This window comes from Bacteroides cellulolyticus, assembly GCF_025567135.1.
GTDB classification, from domain to species: domain Bacteria; phylum Bacteroidota; class Bacteroidia; order Bacteroidales; family Bacteroidaceae; genus Phocaeicola; species Phocaeicola cellulolyticus.
The window spans coordinates 48,099-67,706 of sequence record NZ_JAOQJJ010000016.1 but is presented as its reverse complement, the minus strand read 5'-3'; the positions used below and the strand labels follow the sequence as shown (position 1 = coordinate 67,706).

At 39.6% G+C, this 19,608-nt stretch carries 19 protein-coding genes; 1 reads left to right on the top strand and 18 read right to left on the bottom strand.

Features of this window, described 5'->3' with window-relative positions; translation table 11 throughout:
- Positions 1–190: 190 nt before the first annotated feature.
- From OCV82_RS12570 to OCV82_RS12500, 15 genes are all read right to left on the bottom strand, one after another.
- Entirely contained in the window at positions 191–745 is a 555-nt protein-coding gene (locus OCV82_RS12570; protein WP_154044705.1) for a hypothetical protein, read from the bottom strand.
- 36 nt (positions 746–781) lie between these two features.
- Positions 782–2,122, bottom strand: coding sequence for an LPP20 family lipoprotein (locus tag OCV82_RS12565; RefSeq protein ID WP_262543658.1), 1,341 nt, complete (start codon positions 2,120–2,122; stop codon positions 782–784).
- Positions 2,123–2,135: 13 nt separating this feature from the next.
- Positions 2,136–3,416 carry a DUF6175 family protein gene (locus OCV82_RS12560; RefSeq protein WP_154044703.1) on the bottom strand — a complete coding sequence of 427 codons (1,281 nt, stop codon included), beginning with the start codon at positions 3,414–3,416 and terminating at the stop codon, positions 2,136–2,138.
- Positions 3,416–4,327 carry a hypothetical protein gene (locus OCV82_RS12555; protein ID WP_154044702.1) on the bottom strand — a complete coding sequence of 304 codons (912 nt, stop codon included), beginning with the start codon at positions 4,325–4,327 and terminating at the stop codon, positions 3,416–3,418. Before OCV82_RS12555 ends, OCV82_RS12560 begins: the two co-directional genes overlap by 1 nt.
- A gap of 29 nt (positions 4,328–4,356) precedes the next feature.
- Positions 4,357–5,331: an SEL1-like repeat protein gene (locus OCV82_RS12550; RefSeq protein WP_394802663.1), complete on the bottom strand. Its 975-nt coding sequence runs from the start codon at positions 5,329–5,331 to the stop codon at positions 4,357–4,359.
- Positions 5,332–5,378: 47 nt separating this feature from the next.
- The gene (locus tag OCV82_RS12545; RefSeq protein WP_154044700.1) at positions 5,379–5,813 is read right to left on the bottom strand and encodes a hypothetical protein; all 435 of its coding nucleotides are present in this window, start codon (positions 5,811–5,813) and stop codon (positions 5,379–5,381) included.
- Between the two features lie 27 nt (positions 5,814–5,840).
- Positions 5,841–7,994 carry a zinc-ribbon domain-containing protein gene (locus OCV82_RS12540; RefSeq protein ID WP_154044699.1) on the bottom strand — a complete coding sequence of 718 codons (2,154 nt, stop codon included), beginning with the start codon at positions 7,992–7,994 and terminating at the stop codon, positions 5,841–5,843.
- A gap of 27 nt (positions 7,995–8,021) precedes the next feature.
- Entirely contained in the window at positions 8,022–9,734 is a 1,713-nt protein-coding gene (locus OCV82_RS12535) for a zinc-ribbon domain-containing protein (RefSeq protein ID WP_154044710.1), read from the bottom strand.
- A gap of 15 nt (positions 9,735–9,749) precedes the next feature.
- Positions 9,750–11,057, bottom strand: a complete 1,308-nt coding sequence (locus tag OCV82_RS12530) for a murein transglycosylase domain-containing protein (protein WP_154044698.1) — start codon at positions 11,055–11,057, stop codon at positions 9,750–9,752.
- A gap of 504 nt (positions 11,058–11,561) precedes the next feature.
- Positions 11,562–12,701, bottom strand: a complete 1,140-nt coding sequence (gene rfbB, locus OCV82_RS12525) for a dTDP-glucose 4,6-dehydratase (RefSeq protein ID WP_154044697.1) — start codon at positions 12,699–12,701, stop codon at positions 11,562–11,564.
- Positions 12,702–12,767: 66 nt separating this feature from the next.
- Positions 12,768–13,259, bottom strand: a complete 492-nt coding sequence (locus OCV82_RS12520; RefSeq protein WP_154044696.1) for a metallophosphoesterase family protein — start codon at positions 13,257–13,259, stop codon at positions 12,768–12,770.
- Between the two features lie 13 nt (positions 13,260–13,272).
- The gene (locus OCV82_RS12515) at positions 13,273–14,217 is read right to left on the bottom strand and encodes a hypothetical protein (protein ID WP_262543652.1); all 945 of its coding nucleotides are present in this window, start codon (positions 14,215–14,217) and stop codon (positions 13,273–13,275) included.
- A gap of 163 nt (positions 14,218–14,380) precedes the next feature.
- Positions 14,381–15,430, bottom strand: a complete 1,050-nt coding sequence (gene recA, locus OCV82_RS12510; RefSeq protein WP_154044695.1) for a recombinase RecA — start codon at positions 15,428–15,430, stop codon at positions 14,381–14,383.
- A 25-nt stretch (positions 15,431–15,455) separates the two neighbouring features.
- A complete protein-coding gene (gene bcp, locus OCV82_RS12505) occupies positions 15,456–15,905 on the bottom strand; it encodes a thioredoxin-dependent thiol peroxidase (RefSeq protein WP_154044694.1) in 450 nt (149 codons plus the stop codon).
- A gap of 86 nt (positions 15,906–15,991) precedes the next feature.
- The gene (locus OCV82_RS12500; protein ID WP_154044693.1) at positions 15,992–17,185 is read right to left on the bottom strand and encodes a saccharopine dehydrogenase family protein; all 1,194 of its coding nucleotides are present in this window, start codon (positions 17,183–17,185) and stop codon (positions 15,992–15,994) included.
- A 213-nt stretch (positions 17,186–17,398) separates the two neighbouring features.
- Between OCV82_RS12500 and OCV82_RS12495 the strand changes: the two genes are divergently transcribed.
- Complete coding sequence (locus OCV82_RS12495; RefSeq protein WP_154044692.1) at positions 17,399–18,184, top strand: META domain-containing protein; 786 nt, start codon at positions 17,399–17,401, stop codon at positions 18,182–18,184.
- A 108-nt stretch (positions 18,185–18,292) separates the two neighbouring features.
- Here OCV82_RS12495 and nadD read toward each other — a convergent pair whose 3' ends face one another.
- The 3 genes from nadD to gmk are packed head-to-tail and all read right to left on the bottom strand — an operon-like array spanning position 18,293 to position 19,606.
- Complete coding sequence (gene nadD / locus OCV82_RS12490; protein ID WP_154044691.1) at positions 18,293–18,877, bottom strand: nicotinate (nicotinamide) nucleotide adenylyltransferase; 585 nt, start codon at positions 18,875–18,877, stop codon at positions 18,293–18,295.
- Positions 18,859–19,008 (bottom strand): hypothetical protein, encoded by a 150-nt coding sequence (locus OCV82_RS12485; RefSeq protein WP_309148277.1) that lies wholly within the window; start codon positions 19,006–19,008, stop codon positions 18,859–18,861. The genes nadD and OCV82_RS12485 overlap by 19 nt, the downstream gene beginning before the upstream one ends.
- A gap of 34 nt (positions 19,009–19,042) precedes the next feature.
- Positions 19,043–19,606 (bottom strand): guanylate kinase, encoded by a 564-nt coding sequence (gene gmk, locus OCV82_RS12480; RefSeq protein WP_154044689.1) that lies wholly within the window; start codon positions 19,604–19,606, stop codon positions 19,043–19,045.
- Between the last annotated feature and the right edge of the window lie 2 nt (positions 19,607–19,608).

Below are 19,608 nucleotides of genomic sequence, written 5' to 3'. Positions count from 1 at the left end.
CTTCTGCCATAACTGATACATTTAGGGTTACACTATACAAAGGTAACTTCAGCTTGACTATTTACATTCTCTTTGGCGTGATTTTTTTATCTCATGGGAATTTCATTATTAGGATATTTTGCATTTATGCCATAAAAAAACAGGCCATCTCAAATAGACAGCCTGTTTCTTTGATTTTATTTTGTGAAGACTATTTCTTTCCTGCATTAATATGTTTGATGAATAATTCTTTCAGGAGATCATCGTTCACACTGTTTCCAGCCTTTTTCATCTCATCACTTAAAATACGTATGTATGTTTCAGGTGAGATTTCCATGACAATATAGTTGGTATATTGTCCGGTAGATTCATCATTTGTCCATTGGTCACAAATAATTCTGGCTCCTTTTACTACACGGTTGCTGGTTGTGACAGTCTTCTGTAATAATAGTTCTTTGGATGCGGCTTGTTTGCCTTCTGACAAAATTGCGCTGTATTCCTCAACCATGGAACCTACTGTTTTTTCCAGCATTCCGGCCAAGTCTGCATATGCCATGGTTGTAGCTTTTTTTCTTGCTGTTGTTTCGGAGTCAGAGCTTCCCATAGCCCAAGTTCGCATTATTGTATCTGACTGCACTAAATCATAACATGGCTGTACATAAGTTTTTATAGGAGATTTCTTTGCCATATCCTTGCTTGATTTGCATGACGTGGCGAATAAAGATATTGACATAAGTAATGTCAAAGAATAAATATACAGTTTCATGACGTTAAATATAAATGGTTAAAATATTAGATCTGATCAGTTCAATACCAAACCTTTGATTTTTTTTGGTAATTCACGTTTAACTCGCTTCATAAGCTCACGTACACACATCATTTCTGTCTGTTCCGGTGTCTTATTTACAGGTGAAAGAACACGAACTCTGTCAACTACATAATTAAGTAGGAGTGATGTACTTTTATTGTCATATATTTTAAGTACAAGTCCACATAAGCATTCGTTCAGATCATACATATCACTTGCAACTACTCCTCCTAATTCCAAAGTCGTAGATAAATCGATGAAAAGTGTGGCGTTATCCGGATCTTCGGTCATTGTGAAGTGTTGATTGGCCAATATTGATACTATCTGTCTTTCGCATGATGACAAGTCACTGTTACTTACATTCAAGTAAGCGGTAACCTGTTGTGGAGCTATCGTGATAGTGGTTTTGGCAGATGGCCATGACTGGTTTTTTATCAGCTGTCGGTAGGAAACAGGCAGATCAGCAATAAAGGAATCGTCAATGGAAATTCGTATTTCCTGAACTGATGCCTTTGAGGTGATGTTTGTTACGTAGAATTCTGATGTGCCATTATAATCTGTTGCTACCGGAGGGGTTATATCTCCCGAACCTTTAACAAACTCGGCTTTTAGCTTGACGTTCTGTATAACTGAACCGTTTTTTGAGAGACAACCGGCAATAGGTGTCTTTATTGGTTTGAATGCTTCTCCTTCAATATTCAATTGATTTACAGTTATAGTAAGTCCATCGAAGACCTGTATGTAGGCATTGTAAAGTTCTGCTGGAACATTGAAACGACTACCGTTGACTGTAGTGGTCAAGTCCATGAACAGCCATGGTGTAACAGCTTCCAATCCTTTTCCAAGCAATTGGACAGCATTAACCAGGCTGTTGGCATCCAGCGCTTGCATGGCTTTGTCGTAGTAATCCAGACCGGTGCTGATAGCATTACGTTTATGCTTCTGAATTGTGCTTTCGTAGGTAGCTTTGTCCAGTGAATAATATACATAGTAATTGCGGTCGTTTTGATAACTGTCCACCAGTTTCTGGCCTTCCAAATACGAAACCACTGAACTTTTTATTTTGTCCTCAAACAGTTCTCTGGATTTGCCGTCTATGTCAACTGTATGCATGAAAGAATTTGATTCAATTCTTGTGGCAATCTGCAATGCTATATCATTCAGGGCGTTTTGCGTGGCCTTTTTAATGTAATCAGGATCTTTCAATGGAGCAAACCCGATACCGATATAAGAATTGTCATCCGTCGGATGCGATGTTACCCATGCTGGTTGCTGTGCTAGCATGGAAATGCAGCCCAGCAACCATAAATTAAGGGTTATAATAAACTTTCTCATAGGAGTGAGATTATTAATATATTGTAAACAAAATGTTGTTTCCATCATTTCGGCTTGAGCAGTCAATTCCCATTTCTTCCTTGAGGTATGATTCTAGTAAAAATGCAAATTGTGCTGCATCCATAGCTAATCCATCAGCATCAGTAGGAGGCATGGTAACAGAATCGAAAATGATACTTTCTGCCATTATACCTTTCAGATGATATTGTCCCTTGTAACAATTCTTTCTTACCCATTGTCTGATGATGTTTGCGATGGAGTAATTGTTTGGACCTGCAGGATCGTTGAAAGTCGTTGCGGAACTGCCATCAATGGCAAATTGAAGAACGACTCTTGTTCCATTTGAACCTTTTGTACCCTTTCCTGATCCGTCCCAATGAGAACAAATATCATCCAGGAATGGCTGCAAGTGATCTTTAACAGCATATTTAGCCAATAAATCGCTACCTGCATTTGGGTATCTTCTTGTAAAACCATCCTTGCTGGCAAGTAAAGCGCCAGTAGCTGTTTCGTAAGCTCTCATCACCAAAGATACACGTGTTCCTTGGGAGTTCTTATCCTTAATCATATCCACTTCCACGTACACGTCTGCGCCAGACGACATGAGTAATTGCTTGTCATTCGAATCTGCTGCATTACTGTTGTTTTCATAACCGGCACGTTTCTGGGTTGAACGGATTACAGCTGCAAGATCGTAAGTTGTAACATTTCTTGAACGGAATCCATCTTGTACGTTGGAAACAGCTACTCGACGGTCAAAATCATTTTCCAAGATAGACTGATAGTTTTCTCCTGTTTTTTTGTAAGGTACTACCATTATTGTTGGCATAATAGGACCTCCTTCGTCACCGAAAACAGGAGCCGCACTTTCCATCAAGCCCGACTCAGTAAGGTACTTCTTCAGTAGTTTCATGCTCACTGTTATGGTACAAGTGGCCCGATGTTTTCTATTTTCTTTATGAGTGTCGTCTGCTCCTTCCATATCAAGGATATACGATTCGTATCTTTGAGATTCGTTAAAGAAAGGATCAGTGTATAGTCTGTTGTCTTTTGTAATTAATGGCTGAGTGTCGTTGAAGCCGATAACTCCTTTGTAGAACAAAGCGTAGAACAAACGACATTTTGCGTCTTTACCTACTTCAGACTTTTTTGACGCTTCTCCTTCGGATGTGAATACTGCAATATTCTCATCTCCTGATATATATCTTACTTTCTGCCAGTCACTAACTGATTGTGCTACAGTAAAAATGTGGCAGAAAAACAGTACACTTAATAAAATGCTAATTCGTCTCATTATTTAAATATATGTATAATATCTTTGAAAAGGTTTCCTGTGTCGCATCTTGAACTTACCAACAATGGTTTGGCTGCTTCTTCATTTATTGTTTTCATCTTTGTATATTCCTTAGTTGCTTCCAAAATTTCTTTTCCATTGCTGACAACAGAGCATTCAGACAAATCATCTGCTAATACTTTTTCAACTTTAAGTATGCCAACTTCTTCATACACAGTTCTGCTTGCGATATTCTTAGATTTTCTTACATCCAAAAATACTCCTTCTACCACTCCGTGTATCGAACCTAAAGTGACATAACATGTTTTCATTTTTCCTTTCTTCTCTGTATAATCCTGATCAACTAAGATTCCGTTCAGCGGGAATACAGCCTCTATCATCTCGCAGGTTACTGCTGCATCTTTCAATGCTTTAGTTCTTGCTTCAGCTTCTGTGTCGCATGAACCTGATGACGCTGTGTAATTGTTTGAAAATGCCACAGTTCCGTTTTCTGTAGATACCACCTTGATGGTATAAGCCATCTGACCTTTATATGAGATTTTTCCTTCAGAATCTTTTTTGCTTTGTGTCTCCAATTTAGATACAAATCCTTCCAAAATATAATCAGCGCCAAGTTGTTTCATTTGTCCGCTGCGAGCCAATTCGTCTGCCAATGCTTCTTCTTTCAATCTTCGTTTTGTTTCCTGGTCAATTGATGATTCTGTTTCCACATCTATAACCCTTAATCTAGGATAATTTGATAAAGATGATAGAACAGCATTTCTAGCCAGTTCGCAGTCGCCGGATTTGATTTCTGAAGATTTATTGAAGTAATTAACTACTACTACCGGTTTCCTATATTTACTTTCTTGTGCATTTGCAAACAACGCAAAGAATAACAACAGAAATAGATTTAAACTAACTCTTTTCATAATCGTAAAATATTAAATGATATAAATTATTATAGTTTCGCTTTTGCGGATTCACTTCCCATCTTAGCCGCTGTTTTAAAATACTTTCTTGCCATCATGGCATTGGCTGCAACATTTCCGCATCCTTGTTCATATATGACGCCAAGCATATAGTTTGATTCAGCGCTACCGGAAGATTTAAAATATTTAATAGCATCGAGCCCTTCCTTGGATTGATAAGCTTTCATTCCTTTTTCATAATTGGAATCTGTTACCTTTTCTGTTGGGGTAGCTGTCTTCTTTGTACTTGCAGGAGCTGTTTTGACCTCTGTGAACTCTTCACTAGGTACTTGTCTGGTTGCAGGTTGTTCTGTATAACCGCTTCCTGCTACCTCTTTAACTTGTTCTTGTGGGGTAGGCTCTTTTTGTTGGGGCGTAGTTTCTCCTGGTGTTTTAAAAACAAAAAACAGACCAACTACAACGGCTATTCCAATACATGCGGCAATTATTTTCATTGTATTGCCATTGGTGTTCTCCCCCGTTTTAGGTTTAATTCCTTGGTCGCCGGCTATTGCGCCTATACCTTTTTGGTTCTTGTCGTTCGGGACACCTTGTGGGGTAGGATTAATTTGCTGAGGTCCACCAGGATTAAAATCAGGTATTCCCTGTCCTTGGTTTGGTATTTGCGGTCCTCCCTGTACCGGATTCTGATAAATAATGTTGTATGTGACATTATTAGTATTAGAGTTGACCACTTTTTGAGAATTGTCCACATTTGAAGTGCTGATACTATTGGTAGTATTAGCCTCTACATGTGTATTGTTATTCTCTGTCATAGATTGTGTTTCAATCTTACGCCCCGTAATGCCGCCTACCACATTACTTCTGCTGCCAATCTGGATGCCATCTTTTGATGCCTCACTGTCTTCCAATATAGATTGCGCTTTTTTTAGTGCTTCATTTTCATTAGTCTTTACAGAAGCTTCGTCCACAAGATTTTCTCCGCAGTTGGGACAAGTCTCCATCTCGGGAGTGGTAGGTTCTCCACAAGATGGACAAAATTTATTCGCATTCATCTCTTTTTTCTTTTAAAATTATTGTTACTTTTTTTCTTCTTTTTTCTTTGTGCGAGAACAAGTTTGTTCATGGCCGGTTCTTTTTTTTCGTTTATACAAACTGTTTTCTCGTCTGAAGCTTCTTCCTTTTCTTCTTTTGGCATAAAAACCAAATCAGATGGAAATGAAGTTTGTTCCGGTACATGGATTAGTTTCCCTTCTGAAGTCTTTACAGATATGGTACATATAAATCCTGTATTTTCCAATTCGCCGTTGATTTCAACTTCTTGCTGATCAAACTGTTTGAAGAAACTGTCGTTTATATCAAAAGTTCCTTTTCGGTATAATCTGTATGACTCCCCTGATGGAGTAATCAGATAAGTCATAAAACCTTCTGATTTCGATCCTTGTCCGGCTAACTTATATTCAATATGACCTTTGTAGGTATCCATTTGTTTTCAGTTTATTGATATAGACTCTTAAATTTGTTCACCGCATTCTGGGCAAACTTTTGTATCTTTGCTTATTGAAGCACCACATCCGGGACAATACATTTTTTCGTTTTCATTCGATTTCGATATTGTACTTTGTTTTTCTTCATTTTGTTGTGTTACCGGTACTGTTTGTCCTTGCTGTAAAGGCCTGTTTGCCGGTTCACTTGGGGCATATCCTTGTCTTGTTGTATAATTTAAAGATTGGTTATAAGCATTGTCAGCCCTTTGTTGCTGGTAGAATGTCTGCTGTGTCTGAAGATTTGCCTGATTTGCCTGATTGTCAAGCATGCGGTTCATCAATTGATACATCATCTCTTGGTTTCTACGCTGTTCTTCATTCAGACGTTCGCTTGCGGCTCTTTCTACCTCAGCATTATTTCGGGCTGTGTAGGAGCGTGCAAATTCCAAGGAAACTTCCCCGCCGCTCATTGCCAATATTTGCTCTGGAGTCAGATTACTTTGGATGTTGGCCATATTTTCATTGTGGGCAAATTGTTGTGCCTGCATGTCGGCCTGGTGTCTCCGCTCGTTTTCTTTGCTCGCTTCTTGAGCCTGCAGAATTTGCATGAGCCTTTCCTGTTGCTGCCTGTCTTCTTCCATCTCCAGCTCATGTTCGCGCTTACGTTGTTCAAATTGCAGGTCAGCATCACGTTTACGTTGCTGGTAATCAAAATCTGCGTCCCTTTGTCTGTTTGCCGCTTTTTGATCTTCAAGCATTTGTTGGATGTGGAGTTCAGTCTTGGCTTTTTCTACCATCATCTCGTTTTCGCCCTGCATTCTAATACGCTCAAACTCAATACTGTCTTTAAGCTGAGACAATCGCAGAGCCATACCACGTTGATATGCATGTTGTTCGCTAAGGGCTCTGATTTCTGCCAGATCGTCTTCTCTTATTAGTCTGGTTCTTTCAATTTCTGCCAAGGCTGCTTCACGTTCTTCCTTGGTGCGTGCTTCTCGCAGCAAACGCTCGTTTTCGAGTAGCATGACGAATTTATTCATTTCGTCTTCTGTCAGTAATTGGTCTCTGTTTATCTCGTTAAGCCTTTGCTGTAATTCTACGGCAGTACGCGCTGTATGTATTTGCTGACTGTTGTTGACGTCTGCAAGTCTGTTCTTAAAATCATTTGTGCGTCGAAGATAGTCAAGTTCCTGTTCGGAAAGATACATCTCGTGACTTAAATTATTGAATCGCTGTATGTCCTCATTATCAGCAGAAATCTCAACGATACGCACAATTTCCAATCCCCAGAAAGCTTCTGCTGCCGCAATGTTCAGTTGCTCTTTTATTACCGTCAATAGCTCGGCTGGTATTCTGTTTGATGTAATCGGTTTATCATACAGAACTTCTTGAATTGTTGTTCTTACAGTTTCAGCTATTTCATCTATTAGTATTGCTGTATTAAGATATTGTTTATCTACGAGATAATGTAATATGAATTCTTCCTGTTTCTTTATTCGGAAATAAGCATTCAAACCGATATTCATGTCATGGTGCTGTGTATGGATAATCATCGGTTTGAAATTATTGTAATCATCCAGATTTTTTTGCTTAGCTCCTATAAGCATCGGAAATGCCCTGTCTAGCAGGATTACAATCGAGAATGACGCTCCTGCTTTTGCTTGTGCAAAAATATCTCTTTGCTGTTTGGCGTGTATTTCTATCTTTGATTCTTCCTCGGGTTTGTTTTCCAGCTGTTTTCGTCGGCTCTTGAATAAGTCGATGATAATTTGCCATGCATTACTTATGCATGTAGATACAGTTTCTCCAACCGAAGTACGTCTTGGCTGGAAATCATAAGAACCACCGCTGATGCTTGCTATTGTCGTACCATTTGCGCGGATAAAGGCAGTTGTTCCCTCGGCAATAATAATGCCTTCAACATCCTTGTAAGTTGCCATTTCCTGTTCGGTTATGACACGTGCCACCTGACCTGGAGTGATATTCCAGTGAATACGCTGGTTTGTAACAATCAGATCTTCCTTCAGATTTTCCTTTTCATTTTTATTGCCCTGTTGGATATCTGTAGGCTGATTCTGAGGTTGTGTTGCTTCAGGTATATTTCCGGAAACTTTAGTTCCACATTTTACACAAAACTTGGCACCTGGTTTTAATGGAGCGCCACATTTAGAACAATTCATATATAATTGTTATTTTAAGATTAAACATTATTTGGTAATTCTGACACTTCTTATTTTTCCATTCATGTCGGACGATACGCTCATCAGATTATAAAATCCGTCCGGCGCACTTTTATGCTCATCCAAATTGTATTGAATTTCATACCCTTTTTGTCCGCTAACTGATGTTGTCCGGCTCATGCTGATCGGTTTTCTAGGGCTTATACCCCATTCCTTGTAGAGTTGGTCGTTTATTTTTGATTGAATTTCTGCTATGTTTGCGTCAACCTGTGCTCTAACTTGTGCTAGTAAAGACATGGGTTTTGTTTCTTCTTCTATTGGGATAGGTACGTTTTCCAGTTTGCAGGAAGCTGTTGTTGGATTTATCAATGTTCCGATATTGGTATTTGTTGCAGGTTTTGAAGCTTTGTTCATCTTCTTGTTCATGATGAATAGCGTCGGATCACCAAATAGGTTAAACTCTACTAGAGTTGTTGATTCCACAGGTCCTATTTCAGAAGTCTGATGCATAATCCTTTTGGCTTCGAACAATGCGGCTCCAGCCGGCAGACCATCCAGCATATTGTTTACAAATTCTCCGGTAACGATGTCTGCATTATTCATTAGTACAGGAGAATTTGCTTCACGAGGGTCAGGCTGACCGTATGCCACACGTGACGCACCCAGATATATTAATGTGTTTGTACTCATAGCCGTCAAAAGCATACTGTGTTCCTTGTCGAAACCAATGAAACGGGCTCCATAACAGGCTTCAGATACAATTACGTTAGGTTGTTTGCATGCGGCGATTGCTGCTGGGAAAACTGCAATTCTCCAGTCTTCAGGATTCTTTGTAGATTGACCCAAGAAATAGAATGTATCTTTGGCTGCACTGCCATGTAAATTAAAGAAAAATAGCTGTGCGTTTGTATTAAATACTTGACCAATTATATTATGATCAACTTCAGGAGTAAGGAATAATTGGCCATATAATATTTCTTTTGGTAATGGTTTGTAACTAGGAAACAGCTGTTCTCTGCTCATCCTGTTTGTTACTTTGGCTGTTACTTTCATCCAGTGAGGGTCACACTGTCCATATCCTGCATCTATCTCAATAACAGGATTTTCGACAGCTCTTTGCAGATAGCCGGCAAGATCCTGATATACTGCATCTGTCGCTAACGGTAATCTGCCAACATAAAACAGTGCATCATAAAAAAATATTTCTCCGGATCGGATTGCGTCATTCATCTTTGTTCCATAGGGATATGCATATAATAAATCCGTATCAATTTTTTTATCAGGGTCACTTGCTTTATCCCCCAAATAATGTGGTAGGGCAGGCATAGGTATTATGTCATCTCCACCTATGATAAACAGGAATGTTGACGGCTCTTCACGTTTTCGTGTTTCTTCATCGTGAATTTGTTTGAGAATGTCGGCATATTCATACCATGGAGAATTCTGGTCAAGGCTTCTTTTACTGAAGAAACCTTTTTGTTCAACTCCTGTATCTGCCAGTCTATAAAGGACACCTTGTTCCGCTTTAAGTTTTATATAGGACTTTAAAAGTTCAGTTATATCCTGTTGGCTGACTGATAATTTTCTGGCCAGATTGGGTATATGTGTAAACAATATGCCTTTTAATATCGGAGCTTCAGAATTTTTTTCGTATTCCAGCTCGACCTTGGTTCCGCATTCTGGGCAGAATAGCATGTCATCATCTAGTTGGTTACCACATTCGGGGCAAAACATAGGCATTAATAAATTAGTTTGTTATTTGATGTATTTTTCTCTTTTCTTAGTTACACCTTTCACATAATTACGAGCTTCGGCTGTACTCAGGTTGTTAGTCAGATGGTGGTATAACTTATTGTAGTCAAGCTTGTTGATTTCGTTATAGGCATTACTTATACGTGTTGTTCCAATGAACGCGCGGCTTACATTTCCCGCTCCCGTATTATAGCTTGCTATTACGCATAACCTTCTGCATTGTGCATCTTTTACCTCATCAAACATGTTGTACAAAACTCTCAGATAGGCTGTTCCCAATTCAATATTCCGTTCAGGATCAAACAAATAACTCTTTGTGGGTACTTTCTCTACACCATAAACGAAACTGTATGCATGTACTCCACCGGATGTTGGAACAAGCTGCATGAGTCCATATGCCGGAATATGACTTGTAGCCTGAGGATTGAAGCTTGATTCCTGTTCTATAACCGCAAAGATCAATGGCTGTTCAATCTGGAATTTATTGCTATATTTTTTAACGATGTCTTTGTACAAAGCAGCAGACTTGGATATATTGTCACTAACTAAAGGCAAATTAATGTAAACAATTTTTCGATTGCTTCCGTCTTTTCCTGTTACTTTAGTTACTGATTTGTTGATTTGCTTTGCTACTTGGTAGGCAATATTTTCCTTGGTTTTATTATTTAGATTTTGAGTTTTTTCACTCTGTGTCAGCGCAGCTTCTTCTTTACTTTTTTCTTTCTTATCCAATTTGATTCTTGCCAGAGTTTTGTCTTTTCGTGAATGCTTTTGAGATTCTGTTTTTTGAGGTATTTTCAGTTCTCCACCTCTGACTACTGGTTGTGGTGGAGTCTTCTTCTTATTTGAGGTCGAGCTTCTCAGGCTCATTACATTTTCTGAAGACAAATCTATATGATAGTCCGACAAATCCAGTAATCCATCTAATATTGGATTTTGGGTAATAGGTTTGGATTGATCGACTTGTGAACGATAGGGGCAAGTGCTTCCCCGACTGACCATTAAATTGTATATAGCTTCTGTAAGCTTTTCGTCAATTTCTTCCTGATTGGCGTTCGGATCAACTGCAATTTCTACCAAAGCATTGCCTTTCTCGAAATTTACAATAGAACGTGATAGAAAATCATCACTATATTCAACCCATTCATATTTTGAATCAAGGACTATAGAATCACCTCCCCAAACTTTTTGGATATTGTTTTTATATATGTTAAATTCAGCTGTCGCTTTCTCAATATAGTCATTATAAGCTTTTTTTACGGAGTCGGCATATTGCTCAAAGTCATTTTTTTTCTGTATTAATGCGGGCATTAAAATCCCTGACCAGTGAATTCAATTCATCTTCCGTTGTTTGTGCTTTTATTGGTATATGGCAAACAACTTGTAATATAAATACATATATTACAAACCTTAAATATTGTTGTTTGTAGCCGTATAGTTTCATCATTCAACTGTTTTTCATAAATTAATCAAATACGATATAATTCTCTTTTTTGCAAAGTTAACAGATTACTTATTTTTTAAAAAGAAAATTTAATAAAAAATGTTAGAACTGTTATATAACACTTTTGTATATATTTTATGCCGTATATGGGGTGATGATTTGATGTTTATACTGTAATTTTTACGTATATTTATATTATAAGAGTGATAACTTTATTCTTTTTGTAATAATAATTGTTATATTATGGAATGTCTTTTTATTATAATAATAGAGAAGGAAGTTAAAGATATACAACCATTTTTTATATAAAAAAAAACGGCGGTGCAAAATTCATTATGAACCTTGCACCGCTTTATGTTTTATGAAAACATTTATTTGTTTTTATACATGTTTTCGTAATAATTCTGATAATCCCCGCTTGTTACGTTTTTCACCCATTCCTGATTGTTCAGATACCATTCGATGGTTTTTACTATACCGTCCTCAAATTTTGTTTCCGGTGTCCATCCTAACTCTTCAGAAATCTTTGTTGGATCGATCGCATAACGCTTGTCGTGTCCCAATCTGTCTTTTACGTAAGAAATTAGCGAATCATTAATCCAGTCTATAGATATTTCACCGTTTTCGTTGAGTTCCTTTTTCTTTAGTATTTTTCTCAATTCAGGTTTCTCCGCCATCATGTCGTGGATGGTGCTTATTGTCAGCTTTACTATATCTATATTTTTCTTTTCGTTATGTCCGCCTACGTTGTAAACCTCTCCGCATCTGCCTTTGTTAACCACCAGATCAATGGCCTTACAGTGATCTTCCACGTATAGCCAGTCTCTTACATTCGAACCGTCGCCATATACAGGCAGTCTTTTCCCCTCTAGTATATTCTTTATTATAAGCGGAATAAGTTTTTCAGGGAAGTGGTAAGGACCGTAATTGTTTGAACATCTGGTTATTGTAACCGGCATCTTGTATGTGTCGTGATATGCCATGACAATCATGTCCGCACTTGCCTTTGATGCACTGTAAGGGCTATGTGGACATAATGGAGTGGTTTCAGTGAAATATCCTTCCGAACCTAACGAGCCATAAACTTCATCGGTAGAAACTTGATGGAATCTCACGTCCTTTCTCCATGTAGGATAGCCTGTTTCATCTTTGCCAGTAACCCAGGCTCTACGGGCTGCATCCATGAGGTTTTGTGTGCCTAATATGTTGGTCTGTAGAAACAACTGAGGGTCTTCTATGCTGCGGTCAACGTGACTTTCTGCTGCAAAATTCACGATACAGTCGAATTTATAGTCAGCAAACAGACGTTCTACAAGTTCGCTGTCGCATATATTACCTCTTACAAAAAAGCAGCGTTCATTGTCAATATCGCTGGCTATTGTAGCCAGATTTCCCGCATACGTCAAAGCATCCAATATTACGACTTTAATATCATCGTGTTTTTTCAGAATGTATTTGATGTAATTAGAACCTATGAAACCTGCTGCTCCTGTGACTAAATACGTTTTCATAAAAAGTGTTTATAATTCGAGTGCAAATTTGGGAAAGATTTCTTTAACTGACAAATATTTTTGCAATTAATCTTTTAGCTCAATTACCTCTAGGTCTGAGAAGTTACAATTATTGATATTGAACCTCACAAGCGTACGTACGGTGTGAAAACCATATTTGCCGGCAGCTCCCGGATTGATGTGCAGGAAGCCTAGTTCATTGTCATATTTCACCTTCAGAATATGCGAATGACCGCTTATGAATAGGTTGGGAGAGGACTCTTGCAATACCTTTTTTATGCTGTTGTCATATTTTCCTGGGTATCCTCCTATATGTTTCATAATGACATCGGCACCCTCTACGGTAAATCTGTTTGTTTCAGGTAGTATTTTGCGGATATCCTGTCCGTCAATATTGCCATATACACCTCTGAACGGCCTGAATTCGGCAAGCCTGTCCATGACTTCTTTTGAGCCTATGTCTCCTGCATGCCATATCTCGTCACATTCCTCAAAATATTTCAGATACCTCTCGTCCCAATATCCGTGCGTGTCAGACAATAATCCGATTCTTTTCATCCCACAATATGAATTATTTCAGTATGGCTGCTATATTTTTGATTATTTCCGGGTTAGGCAAATCTTTTTTCTGAATGAGCAGATAAGCGAAATTGTCTGCCAGAATTTCTTCCGGATTTATTGTGTATTTAGTGTTTCTTCCCACTTTGTCATAAAAATCTTCAGCCTTGTCAATACCGTATATGATGGTCTTGCCGTCTGTGCGCAAAGGTATAAGATTTTCATCCAGCGGTATAAGACCTACGTTCAGATAGTCGCCAAGTCCTCCGGTAGTGTATGCCTTGTCTGAATATATAATCATCGAGCATTTCTGTTTTGTTCCGTCAATAGTAAATTCGGCATAGCTGTCGTACTGTTCGATGTCCGGATTTGAGATTTTCCTTTCCACTATGTCTATAGGGAAAAACAGTTCTCTGTCAGTTACTTCGAATCCAATTACAGAATAAACAGATTTTTTGAAATTCTTGTCGCTTCTAGTTAAAAGATGAAACATTTCATGAGCAAGAAGATATTCCAGATTATCTTTTGTCGCCTTATTGATAAAATCCTCTCCCAGTGCAATCCAGTTCTTTCTGGTATATGCCGTTACGTTCATCTCTTCTTTCATTGATGTCTTGACAAGTATAATCTCATGAGGATATTTTATTTTCAGTTTTTGTTTGTCTATCTTCGCTTGAAGCGATTTGAACGCTGCTGTAATCTTTTTCTTGTCTTCGTCGCTCCAGTTCAATGTCTCGTTCATCGCAAGTCTGAGCAGTTCTGATTTTCTTCCGTCTTCTTTTCCCAGACGTAAATTTATATCCAGGCTGTTCAATTTATTGGTGAAGTTATCTATGTCTGTGATAAGCATTTGTGCTTCAGCCTTTGTGGCGAAACGATAGGATATTTTTTTCTGTGCCAGTGCTACAGTTGAGATACAAAGTAATATTGCCGATAATACTAAATGCGATATTTTCATAATCGAGATTTTTTATGATTATATTTATTTTGATTTACAACAGCGTAAATTTAAATAAAAAAAAGCCATTCACATATATCAAGCTTTATCTTTTACGTTTTTTTATATCGTGTCCGTAAAAAGAACCTTGGTTTGTGAATGGCTTTTTTATTATGATATATCCTTATTCTTTGTCTTTAAGAGCTTCGAAAATCAGTTTTTCAAGTTCTTCTGCCAGTTCAGGATTGTCTTGTATGCAAACTTTGGCTGCGTCTCTTCCCTGTCCCAGTTTTGTATCATTGTAGCTATACCATGATCCGCTTTTCTTGATTATTCCTAGTTCAGCTCCCAGGTCTATTATTTCTCCGCTTCTGGAGATACCTTCGCCAAACATAATGTCGAATTCGGCTTTGCGGAAAGGAGGTGCTACTTTGTTCTTCACAACTTTCACCCTTACCTGGTTACCGATAACATCTTCTCCGTCCTTCAGTTGTGTAGTACGGCGTATGTCAAGTCTTACTGACGCATAGAATTTCAGAGCGTTACCGCCGGTAGTAGTTTCAGGGTTACCGAACATTACACCGATTTTCTCGCGCAACTGGTTGATGAAGATACAGGTAGTGTTTGTCTTGTTAATGGTTGATGTAAGCTTTCTCAGTGCCTGCGACATCAGTCGTGCCTGAAGACCTACGCGGTTGTCGCCCATGTCGCCTTCTATTTCAGCTTTAGGAGTAAGTGCAGCTACAGAGTCGATAACGATGATGTCGATAGCTGATGAACGGATCAGCTGGTCTGCAATTTCGAGAGCCTGTTCACCGTTGTCCGGCTGTGAGATAAGCAGATTGTCGATGTCAACTCCAAGTTTTGCAGCATAGAAACGGTCGAAAGCATGCTCAGCATCGATGAAAGCTGCTATACCGCCTGCCTTCTGTGCTTCTGCAATGGCATGTATTGCCAGAGTGGTCTTACCTGATGATTCAGGACCGTAGATTTCTATGATACGTCCTTTAGGATAACCGCCTACACCAAGTGCGGCATTAAGTCCTATTGAACCGCTAGGGATTACTTCAACTTCTTCCACATGGTCATCACCCATTTTCATGATTGAACCTTTTCCGAAGTTCTTTTCTATCTTGTCCATGGCAGCCTGCAGTGCCTTCAGTTTTTCCGAGTTATTAGGCTTTGAAGGGCTGTCTATGCCACCTTCAAATTCCAGTTCGTCTTTCTTTGCCATATATGATTGAGTTTATATGTTGTTATTATTTTAAAATCTGTGCTGCGTGGTCTTTTGTCTTCACCTCTTTAGGAGAAATGATTCTTTCTATCACCCCTTCTTCGTTGATGATGAAGGTAGTACGGAAAGTTCCCATATATTTTCTTCCGTACATGCTCTTTTCACCCCAAACACCGAATTCCTGAACCAGTTTCTGTTCCGTATCGGCAATGATGGTGAATGGCAGACTGTTCTTTTCAATGAATTTCTGGTGCGATTTGGCATCCTGTATGCTTGCACCTATAATTTCGTATCCTGCATTTTGCAGAGCCTCGTAGTTGTCGCGCAGATTGCATGCCTGTGCAGTACATCCGCTGGTCATGTCTTTAGGATAGAAGTAAAGTACTACTTTCTTTCCTTTGTAATTGCTCAGGCGTATTTCTTCGCCTTTTTCGTTCAGTCCCAAAAAGTCGGGCGCCTTGTCTCCTACATTCATGGTATATATAAAGATAATTAAAGCCCGCTCTGGAATAAGTCATACTGAGGATACATATTCCGAAGCGGACTTTTTATGTTATTGTATTAAAGTTCCAAATCTCCGTCGAACACTTCATGCCATGGCAATCCGTACATGTTCAATGCTTCCATGAATGGATCCGGATCGAATTCTTCCACGTTCCATACTCCCGGACGTTTCCATAATCCTTTCAGGAACATCATGGCACCTATCATTGCCGGAACACCTGTAGTGTAGCTTACTCCCTGCATACCTGTTTCCTTGTAAGCAGCCTGGTGAGAACAGTTGTTGTAAACGTAGTATGTACGTTCCTTTCCGTCTTTCACACCGCGGATACGGCAACCGATAGAAGTTTCGCCTTCGTAGTTTTCGCCAAGATCCTGTGGGTTAGGCAATACGGCTTTCAGGAACTGCAATGGAACGATTTCCATTCCGTTGTAGTTGATAGGCTCGATGCTTGCCATACCGATGTTCTGTATCACTCTCAGGTGAGTGAGGTATTCCTGTCCGAATGTCATCCAGAAGCGTGCACGCTTGATGGTAGGGAAGTTCTTTACGAGCGATTCGAGCTCTTCGTGATAAAGCAGATATGAATCGCGCGGACCGATGTTTGGATAAGTCAAATCCTTGTGGAATTCCAGAGGTTTTGTAGTTACCCATTTTCCGTCTTCCCAGTAACGTCCGTTCTGAGTGATTTCGCGGATATTTATTTCAGGGTTGAAGTTTGTAGCAAATGCCTTGTGGTGATTTCCTGCATTACAGTCAACGATGTCAAGGTAATGCATTTCGTCGAAGTGGTGTTTAGCTGCATATGCAGTATATACACCGCTCACTCCCGGGTCGAATCCGCATCCGAGGATGGCAGTCAGACCTGCATCTTCGAAACGTTTCTTGTAAGCCCACTGCCAGCTGTATTCGAAATGAGCTTCGTCTTTTGGCTCATAGTTGGCTGTATCAAGATAGTTCACTCCTGCCTGCAAGCAAGCTTCCATGATAGTCAAATCCTGATAAGGAAGAGCTACGTTAATAACGATTTCGGGTTTAAAACTGTTGAATAAAGCCACCAGTTCGGCCACATTGTCTGCATCTACCTTAGCGGTTTTGATGTTTGGGTTGCCGATTGCCTTTACAATCGCGTCACATTTTGACTGGGTGCGGCTAGCAATCATCACTTCTGTGAAAACTTCAGGATGCTGAGCCACCTTGTGTGCAACAACGGTACCTACACCGCCTGCACCGATAATCAATACTTTACTCATTTAATATATTAATGTGAAATTTTAATTCCCGGTAAACGTTACCGTTCAATATGCAAAGATAAGACTTTTTTCAAAATTGCATGCAGTATTGTTCAAATATCATTATTTTTATATCAGAATAGAAAAAACAATAACATTGTTTGTTACTTTTGTGTGAACAATGGATAATTGTTTTTGTTATAGTATTTGAAATATAAAAAACAGGAAAAAGGTATGAAGAAAATGTTAATCAGTGCAGCAGCCTTTGCTGCGGTTGTTTTGTCATCTTGTGGAACAACAGGCAAATCAGTAGATATTTCGGGCGAGTGGAATGTTGTATCTGTAAAGGGTGAACAGGTAGCAGGCAATCCTTACATAGGTTTTAATCTTGCAGAAGGACGTATATACGGAAATGCCGGATGTAACAGAATAATGGGTGGAGTAGAGGTTGACTCTGTCAATCCGGGCAAAATAGGATTTACCGGAGTAGGTGCGACACGTATGATGTGTCCTGACATGGAAACAGAACAGAAAGTTCTTGAGGCATTGAACGAGGTTGCCGGATATCAGGCTTCGTCTGCCGGAGTAGAGCTTACTGACAAGGACGGCAATGTATTGATGTCGCTCGAAAAGAAAGAAGCTCCTGCCGTATCAGTAAATGACATCAATGGCAAATGGAATATAACAAAGGTGGAAGGTGCTGCTGTGGAGGTTGCTGACAAGACTCCTTTCATCTCATTCAATGTGGCAGAGAACGCTGTCCACGGAAACGGCGGATGCAACATCATCAACGGTTCATTCTCTCAGGAAGAGGGCAATCCTTCTTCTCTTAAATTCGGTCAGATGATAAGCACCATGATGGCAGGTCCTGGTATGGAAACAGAGCGTAAGGTCCTTTCTGCCATGAATAAAGTAGCTTCATTCGTTGTTAATGAAGACGGAACTTTGTCGCTTATGGATGTTGCTGATAATGAGGTTCTTCTGCTGGTTAAGAGCGAAGACGGAACAGTGTCAGAATAAGTCTTGATACGTTTAAAAAAAATGAACGCACGTTTCTGGTAAAACGTGCGTCCATTTTGTCTCGAATGGGCGTCCATTTTGTTTCGAACGTGCGCACGTTTTCTTTCTTTATTTATATAGCCCTTCATTATTTATAATTTCATATACCGCAGGATGCAGAAAATATCTCACGTCTTTACCCTGTGATATACTCTGGCGGATAAAGGTTGAGCTTACTTCTATCAATGGACTGTCAACGGCTCTTACGTTTTGTGGCAACGTTTCTGGAATATCATATCCTAGTCGTGGATAGACCAATACATGATGCTTTGATATGATTTCTTCCGGCGATTTCCAACGGTCGAAAGCCGCCCAGTTGTCGGCTCCGATTATCAGGTAGAAATCCCTGTCAGGGTATGTTTCGGACAGTTTGTTAAGGGTATTTATGGTATATGAAGGTTTGGGAAGACTGAACTCAAAATCGGAGACGCGGAAACGTCCGTATCCACTTACAGCAGCGTGCACCATCCTCAGACGGGTCTTGTCGTCAAGAAGCTTTTCGTTTTGCTTGAACGGGTTTTGTGGGGAAACGAGAAACCATAATTCGTCAATGTAATCATTCTCGCACAAGTAGTTGGCCAATGCCAGATGTCCTATGTGGATTGGATTAAACGAGCCTCCGAAAATGCCTGTTCTTAACTTCTTCTCTTCCATAATCTGTAGTTGACAACTTGCCATGCCGCAACCAGTATCATGGCTGTAGCTATTATATATTCTTCCTTGGCGATTGCCACTATGCCTACGGCAATAGCTGCAAAACCGATGACGATTGTTAAAATCGCCATCAGTTGCATTATCTTTTTAGGATTTCTGGCCATATTATTTTTTCAGGAAATTACTGATGGTTTCAAGTGCTTCGGCCTGTGCTTTTTCCAGCACGTCGTTCACTATCACTACATCGAACTTGTCGGCATAACTTAGCTCGAACTCGGCTTTTGCTATACGGCTTTCTATCACTTCCGGAGAATCTGTGCCGCGTCCGTTAAGTCGTTTGCGCAGTTCTTCCACTGATGGTGGCTGGATGAATACGGAGAGGGCACGTTCGCCATAGAATTTCTTTATGTTGCATCCGCCTACTACATCAACATCGAATATCACGTTCTGACCTTCCGAAAGCTGTTTCTCGACTTGCGATTTCAGTGTTCCGTAGAAGCGGTCGGTATATACTTCTTCGTATTCAAGAAACTCTCCATCTGCTATTTTCTGTCTGAACTCATCAGGAGTAAGGAAGAAATATTCCACTCCGTTCTGTTCTGTACCGCGTGGCGGGCGGCTTGTTGCCGAGATTGAAAATGCCAGATTAAGGTTCTGTTTCAGCAGATAGTTTATTATTGTTGATTTGCCTGAACCTGATGGGGCTGAAAAGATTATAAGTTTTCCCATGA

What these genes read in the sequence shown, in the direction of transcription:
- OCV82_RS12570 (WP_154044705.1), bottom strand. Translation starts at nt 745, where the DNA reads ATGAAACTGTATATTTATTCTTTGACATTACTTATGTCAATATCTTTA.
- OCV82_RS12565 (WP_262543658.1), bottom strand. Translation starts at nt 2,122, where the DNA reads ATGAGAAAGTTTATTATAACCCTTAATTTATGGTTGCTGGGCTGCATT.
- OCV82_RS12560 (WP_154044703.1), bottom strand. Translation starts at nt 3,416, where the DNA reads ATGAGACGAATTAGCATTTTATTAAGTGTACTGTTTTTCTGCCACATT.
- OCV82_RS12555 (WP_154044702.1), bottom strand. Translation starts at nt 4,327, where the DNA reads ATGAAAAGAGTTAGTTTAAATCTATTTCTGTTGTTATTCTTTGCGTTG.
- OCV82_RS12550 (WP_394802663.1), bottom strand. Translation starts at nt 5,331, where the DNA reads ATGGAGACTTGTCCCAACTGCGGAGAAAATCTTGTGGACGAAGCTTCT.
- OCV82_RS12545 (WP_154044700.1), bottom strand. Translation starts at nt 5,813, where the DNA reads ATGGATACCTACAAAGGTCATATTGAATATAAGTTAGCCGGACAAGGA.
- OCV82_RS12540 (WP_154044699.1), bottom strand. Translation starts at nt 7,994, where the DNA reads ATGAATTGTTCTAAATGTGGCGCTCCATTAAAACCAGGTGCCAAGTTT.
- OCV82_RS12535 (WP_154044710.1), bottom strand. Translation starts at nt 9,734, where the DNA reads ATGCCTATGTTTTGCCCCGAATGTGGTAACCAACTAGATGATGACATG.
- OCV82_RS12530 (WP_154044698.1), bottom strand. Translation starts at nt 11,057, where the DNA reads ATGCCCGCATTAATACAGAAAAAAAATGACTTTGAGCAATATGCCGAC.
- rfbB (WP_154044697.1), bottom strand. Translation starts at nt 12,701, where the DNA reads ATGAAAACGTATTTAGTCACAGGAGCAGCAGGTTTCATAGGTTCTAAT.
- OCV82_RS12520 (WP_154044696.1), bottom strand. Translation starts at nt 13,259, where the DNA reads ATGAAAAGAATCGGATTATTGTCTGACACGCACGGATATTGGGACGAG.
- OCV82_RS12515 (WP_262543652.1), bottom strand. Translation starts at nt 14,217, where the DNA reads ATGAAAATATCGCATTTAGTATTATCGGCAATATTACTTTGTATCTCA.
- recA (WP_154044695.1), bottom strand. Translation starts at nt 15,430, where the DNA reads ATGGCAAAGAAAGACGAACTGGAATTTGAAGGTGGCATAGACAGCCCT.
- bcp (WP_154044694.1), bottom strand. Translation starts at nt 15,905, where the DNA reads ATGAATGTAGGAGACAAGGCGCCCGACTTTTTGGGACTGAACGAAAAA.
- OCV82_RS12500 (WP_154044693.1), bottom strand. Translation starts at nt 17,185, where the DNA reads ATGAGTAAAGTATTGATTATCGGTGCAGGCGGTGTAGGTACCGTTGTT.
- OCV82_RS12495 (WP_154044692.1), top strand. Translation starts at nt 17,399, where the DNA reads ATGAAGAAAATGTTAATCAGTGCAGCAGCCTTTGCTGCGGTTGTTTTG.
- nadD (WP_154044691.1), bottom strand. Translation starts at nt 18,877, where the DNA reads ATGGAAGAGAAGAAGTTAAGAACAGGCATTTTCGGAGGCTCGTTTAAT.
- OCV82_RS12485 (WP_309148277.1), bottom strand. Translation starts at nt 19,008, where the DNA reads ATGGCGATTTTAACAATCGTCATCGGTTTTGCAGCTATTGCCGTAGGC.
- gmk (WP_154044689.1), bottom strand. Translation starts at nt 19,606, where the DNA reads ATGGGAAAACTTATAATCTTTTCAGCCCCATCAGGTTCAGGCAAATCA.